Below are 5,696 nucleotides of genomic sequence, written 5' to 3' on the forward strand. Positions count from 1 at the left end.
CGCCGGCGGGCGCCGGGCTGTCGGCGGCCGAGGTACGCCGAATGGTCTCGGCCGGCTTCCGCGCCACCTCGGACCCGTCCGTACTGGGCCGGGTCCGCACCGCTCTGATCTGCGCCCCCACCCCGCAGGGTGAGGGGCGCCTCCCGGACCTGGGCGCGGTACGGGCGACGGCGCTCGTCCTCGGCGAGCGGCTGCGTTCGCGGACCACGGTCGTGGTGGAGTCGGCCGTCCACCCCGGCGGCACCGAGGAGTACGTCGCCCCGCTGCTGGAGAAGGCCTCGGGGCTGCGGGCCGGGCACGACTTCCACCTCGCCTGCGCCCCCTCCCGCCTGGACCCCGGCAACCGCTCCCACGGCTACGCCAACACCCCGCGGGTGATCGGCGGGCTGACCCCGGCCTGTACGGAGGCCGCCGCCGCCTTCTACGGGCGGCTGGTCGAGAAGGTGGTGCGGGCCCGCGGCCTGCGCGAGGCCGAGACGACGGCGGTGCTGGAGACCAGCTTCCGGCACGTGAACATCGCCCTGGTCAACGAGATGGCCGTGCTCTGCCACGACCTCGGCGTGGACCTGTGGGACGTGATCCGCTGCGCGGAGACCAAGCCGTTCGGCTTCCACGCCTTCCGGCCTGGCCCGGGCGTGGGCGGCCACGGCCTTTCCGTCGACCCCTCCTGTCCGGACCGCGCGGGGCGCACCCCGGGCTACCCGCTGCGCCTGGTCGAGGTCGCCCAGGAGGTGAACGCCCGGATGCCGCGCTACGTGGCACAGCGCGCGGCGGCCCTGCTCAACGAGCACGGCAAGTCGGCGCGCGGCGCCCGCGTCCTGCTGCTGGGCGTCACCTACAAGCCCGACCTCGCCGACCGGACCGGCTCCCCCGCACCCGAGATCGCCCTGCGGCTGATGGAGATGGGGGCGCAGATCGGCTACCACGACCCGCACGTGCCGCAGTGGCGGGTGGCGGGCCGGCCCGTCCCGCGCGCCGACTCCCTCCACGAGGCCGCCGCCGCGGCCGACCTCACCCTGCTACTCCAGCACCACCGCGTCTACGACCTGCAGAGCCTGTCGGCCAAGGCCCAGCTCCTGCTGGACACCCGCGGCGCCAGCCCGACGGGGGCCGCCCACCGGCTGTGAGAAGCCGCGTACCGGCGCCGGGCCCTGTCGGGCCACGACTGCCCCGAAGGGCGGTGCCGGGGGCGTTTTCCGTGGTCACGAGCCAGATTACTCGTCCGGTCACATCACAGGCGACCGGCCGAGAACTCACGGTTGGTCACGGTCTGCATGCGATACGGCTCCGGCAGGTCCTCCATACCCAGAAGCAGATCGCATGCCCGGACCGACTCGGAGTACTCCCCGACCCAGTAGGAGCTCACAGAGAGCTCGAAAAGGAGCCCCCAGCGGTAAACCCACGGTTTCGTGAACAGCACATCCCCGGCCGGAACCGGTCTGCCGACACCGGCCTTGGCGAACATGTACGCGGTGTTGTGTCGCCCCATTCTTCGCAGACCCGAGGCAACCTCATAGCACGCCTCAAGCCGTTGCGGTCGGGATTCCCATGCCCTGATCAAACACTCCATCCCCCCCTTCCAGTCATCCAGCTCGACACGCAGGACCCCGGCCTCAAGGAGTGCAACGTAGATTTCCTCACCCCAGCCCCCCATCTCCGCCCTCCGTTCGTACAGACCGATCGCCTCGGACTTTCTCCCCAGATCTCGCATCGTTTGCGCAAGATAGAACACTGTGCGCCCGTTCCCGGGGTCTCGACTCAGTTCTTCGGAAAGCAGTGCGGCGTCTCGCTCGAACTTGTCCTGACGTGAACCGCCGTCAGCGAAATCCGTGATCACGATTTCATCGAGAAGCTCCGGCTTGTCCGTCTCGCCAGTATCCAGGTACTCGTGGGTCGCACCCACGTAGCGCCAGTCGATGTCACCACGGACCAGGCGCTTGATCCGATACTCCAGATCTCCTTCATGCCGGAGCATGTAGGAGGTGGCGGTCAGGGCGGGGAGGGATCCGTTCAGCCTGACGACGTGATCCGCGTCCAGGAGAAGGAGATAGTCAGCCTTTCCGCGGGCGTGCCTGATGTTACGAGTTCGATTATGACCGAAGTTCACCCAGGGTTCCTGGTGAAGTTCCCCGGGAATCCCACTCAGCGTGGACCTGATCAATGACTGCGTCCCGTCGGTCGAACCGGTGTCCGAGATAACCCACGAGTCGATCAGGTCAAGCACCGAACCGAGGCATCGACCGATCACACGCGACTCGTTCTTGACGATCATGCACAAACAGATTGAAGGCATCCTGGCGCCCTTTGCAAGGATTGGTGTACATGAGCAGGGAATACAGCGCGACCGAAAGTTTAATTCATCCGGCCCGTCGGATGCCGGGGACACGAGCGACACCCCTGGCATCCGACGGATTTCCAAACTTCCCGGACTATGCCACGTTTGTAGCGCACTCCGCGACTGCGGTGAGGGTTTCTCCCGTGACAGACGCGCCCCCGACCGTTACAGTCCACGACTCCGGCGGACTGGCCGCCTGCGCGCTCTCCGTAACGCTGAGAATCACTGGCCCGCTCAGCCGGTAACCACCTCCCGTGAGATGCCAGCCGGCCGGACACGTGGCGACCGAGGTGGCGCTGTTCGTGATCGGAATCGCCACGGTATTACCGACGACCTCAGTGGTGGTGAGGGATGCGGTCGGACCCGTCGGACCCGTCGGACCAGCCGGACCGGTCGGACCGGTCGGACCGGTCGCGCCATCAGCACCCGCCGGACCCGCCGGACCGGTCGGACCGGTCGGACCGGTCGCACCATCGGCACCCGCCGGACCAGCCGGACCAGCCGGACCGGTCGGACCGGTCGCACCATCGGCACCCGCCGGACCAGCCGGACCAGCCGGACCGGTCGGACCGGTCGCGCCATCAGCACCCGCCGGACCCGCCGGACCGGTCGGACCGGTCGCACCATCAGCACCCGCCGGACCAGCCGGACCCGTCGCACCGGTCGCACCATCAGCACCCGCCGGACCCGCCGGACCAGCCGGACCGGTCGGACCCGTCGCACCGGTCGCACCATCAGCACCATCGGCACCCGCCGGACCCGTCGCACCGGTCGCACCATCAGCACCCGCCGGACCAGCCGGACCCGTCGCACCGGTCGCACCATCGGCACCATCAGCACCCGCCGGACCAGCCGGACCAGCCGGACCCGTCGCACCGGTCGCACCATCAGCACCATCGGCACCCGCCGGACCAGCCGGACCAGCCGGACCCGTCGCACCGGTCGCACCATCAGCACCATCGGCACCCGCCGGACCCGCCGGACCAGCCGGACCGGTCGCACCATCAGCACCCGCCGGACCAGCCGGACCGGTCGGACCGGTCGCACCATCAGCACCCGCCGGACCAGCCGGACCGGTCGGACCGGTCGCGCCATCAGCACCCGCCGGACCCGCCGGACCGGTCGGACCGGTCGCACCATCAGCACCCGCCGGACCAGCCGGACCCGTCGCACCGGTCGCACCATCAGCACCCGCCGGACCCGCCGGACCAGCCGGACCGGTCGGACCCGTCGCACCGGTCGCACCATCAGCACCATCGGCACCCGCCGGACCCGTCGCACCGGTCGCACCATCAGCACCCGCCGGACCAGCCGGACCCGTCGCACCGGTCGCACCATCGGCACCATCAGCACCCGCCGGACCAGCCGGACCAGCCGGACCCGTCGCACCGGTCGCACCATCAGCACCATCGGCACCCGCCGGACCAGCCGGACCAGCCGGACCCGTCGCACCGGTCGCACCATCAGCACCATCGGCACCCGCCGGACCCGCCGGACCAGCCGGACCGGTCGCACCATCAGCACCCGCCGGACCAGCCGGACCGGTCGGACCGGTCGCACCATCAGCACCCGCCGGACCAGCCGGACCAGCCGGACCGGTCGCACCATCAGCACCCGCCGGACCAGCCGGACCAGCCGGACCCGTCGCACCGGTCGCACCATCAGCACCATCGGCACCCGCCGGACCAGCCGGACCGGTCGCACCCGTCGCACCGGTCGCACCATCAGCACCCGCCGGACCAGCCGGACCCGTCGCACCGGTCGCACCATCAGCACCATCGGCACCCGCCGGACCCGCCGGACCGGTCGGACCGGTCGGACCCGTCGGACCGGTCGCACCATCAGCACCCGCCGGACCAGCCGGACCCGTCGCACCGGTCGCACCATCAGCACCATCGGCACCCGCCGGACCCGCCGGACCGGTCGGACCCGTCGCACCGGTCGCACCATCGGCACCCGCCGGACCAGCCGGACCCGTCGCACCGGTCGCACCATCAGCACCATCGGCACCCGCCGGACCAGCCGGACCGGTCGGACCCGTCGCACCGGTCGCACCATCAGCACCCGCCGGACCCGCCGGACCCGTCGCACCGGTCGCACCATCGGCACCATCGGCACCCGCCGGACCAGCCGGACCGGTCGGACCGGTCGGACCGGTCGCACCATCAGCACCCGCCGGACCCGTCGCACCGGTCGCACCATCAGCACCCGCCGGACCAGCCGGACCCGCCGGACCAGCCGGACCCGTCGCACCGGTCGCACCATCAGCACCCGCCGGACCAGCCGGACCCGTCGCACCATCAGCACCCGCCGGACCAGCCGGACCGGTCGGACCCGTCGCGCCATCAGCACCATCAGCACCCGCCGGACCGGTTGGACCGGTCGGACCGGTTGGACCGGTTGGACCGGTCGCACCATCAGCACCATCGGCACCCGCCGGACCCGCCGGACCGGTCGCACCCGTCGGACCCGCTGGCCCGGTCGGGCCCGTCGGGCCGGTTGGACCCGTCGGCCCGGGACAGAGCCAAACGTAGATGGAGCAAGACAGGGTCTCTTCTCCGTCATCAGCCTGACTCGAAGGTGCCGTCGGCGCAGAAGCCGCTACCGCGAACTGGCCTCCAGACAGAGCGGCCGAGGCGATGGCGACTCCACCGATCAGACTCCACAACTTCTCGCGTCGGCCTCTGAGAAGGCCGTAGCGGGAGCGTGCGTTCATCGCTTCTCCTCTGTGGTTGTGTGCGGCTGCTCGGACAGCAGCCACATATAATGTTATGAAAAGTGATGAAAAGTGCACTCTGGGCGAGAATCGCGATGTCGGCCCTGTCTCTATGAAACCCACACAGAACGACAGGTAGCTCAGTGTGTCGACACCGAAGCATGCGCCCCTGAACAGCGGTGCCGCTCGCCCCCGACACTCCGTTGGAGTGTCGGGGGCGAGCGGCGGGGACGAATCTCCCCGACTCGAATGGACACTCGATTTCGTCAAAGGGCCAGTCACGGAGCGGCCCTCTCTTCGCCCCTTGGCCTCCGTCACCGCACAGGGCGCATGGCCGCCGAGGTCCTTGACGACCACCTTTACGGGGCGGCGGCTCTGCAGACGCTCACCGACAAGCTCGGCTTCGATTCCCACGAGGCACTGGGAAGCCGGGTGAGGCGGCACGAGATCGACGCGGGGAAGTGTCCGGGGACGGGCGACTGGGGATCCCACCCGGCCCAAGGGAGCTGAAGAAGGAGAACACCGAGCTGAAACGGGCCTACGGGGCTCTGAGGGCCCCTCCGAGAATATCTTCGCCCAGGAGCTGTACGCCGCGAGGCGCCGTGGTGGCCGTGGAGAAGGGCCGGGGGGGGGGGGGGGGGGGGG

At 70.4% G+C, this 5,696-nt stretch carries 4 protein-coding genes; 2 read left to right on the forward strand and 2 right to left on the reverse strand.

Annotated elements, in window-relative coordinates; all coding sequences use genetic code 11:
* Window positions 1-1,127: nucleotide sugar dehydrogenase (locus LJ221_RS19000; protein WP_241717933.1), on the forward strand; the 1,127-nt coding region annotated here is incomplete at its 5' end.
* Window positions 1,128-1,231: 104 nt separating this feature from the next.
* Here LJ221_RS19000 and LJ221_RS19005 read toward each other — a convergent pair.
* Window positions 1,232-2,272, reverse strand: a complete 1,041-nt coding sequence (locus LJ221_RS19005; RefSeq protein WP_241717934.1) for a glycosyltransferase — start codon at window positions 2,270-2,272, stop codon at window positions 1,232-1,234.
* 297 nt (window positions 2,273-2,569) lie between these two features.
* Entirely contained in the window at window positions 2,570-4,681 is a 2,112-nt protein-coding gene (locus tag LJ221_RS19010) for a hypothetical protein (RefSeq protein ID WP_241717935.1), read from the reverse strand.
* 700 nt (window positions 4,682-5,381) lie between these two features.
* On the opposite strand from LJ221_RS19010, the gene LJ221_RS19015 reads away from it, so the two are divergent.
* Complete coding sequence (locus LJ221_RS19015; protein WP_241717936.1) at window positions 5,382-5,561, forward strand: hypothetical protein; 180 nt, start codon at window positions 5,382-5,384, stop codon at window positions 5,559-5,561.
* Window positions 5,562-5,696 lie beyond the last annotated feature (135 nt).

Source organism: Streptomyces sp. CNQ085 (assembly GCF_022614595.1).
Lineage (GTDB): Bacteria > Actinomycetota > Actinomycetes > Streptomycetales > Streptomycetaceae > Streptomyces.

Bases quoted from the DNA above. Each gene is read 5' to 3' on its own strand.
- LJ221_RS19005 (WP_241717934.1), bottom strand. From the start codon at position 2,272: ATGATCGTCAAGAACGAGTCGCGTGTGATCGGTCGATGCCTCGGTTCG.
- LJ221_RS19015 (WP_241717936.1), top strand. From the start codon at position 5,382: ATGGCCGCCGAGGTCCTTGACGACCACCTTTACGGGGCGGCGGCTCTG.
- LJ221_RS19010 (WP_241717935.1), bottom strand. From the start codon at position 4,681: ATGGCGCGACGGGTCCGACCGGTCCGGCTGGTCCGGCGGGTGCTGATG.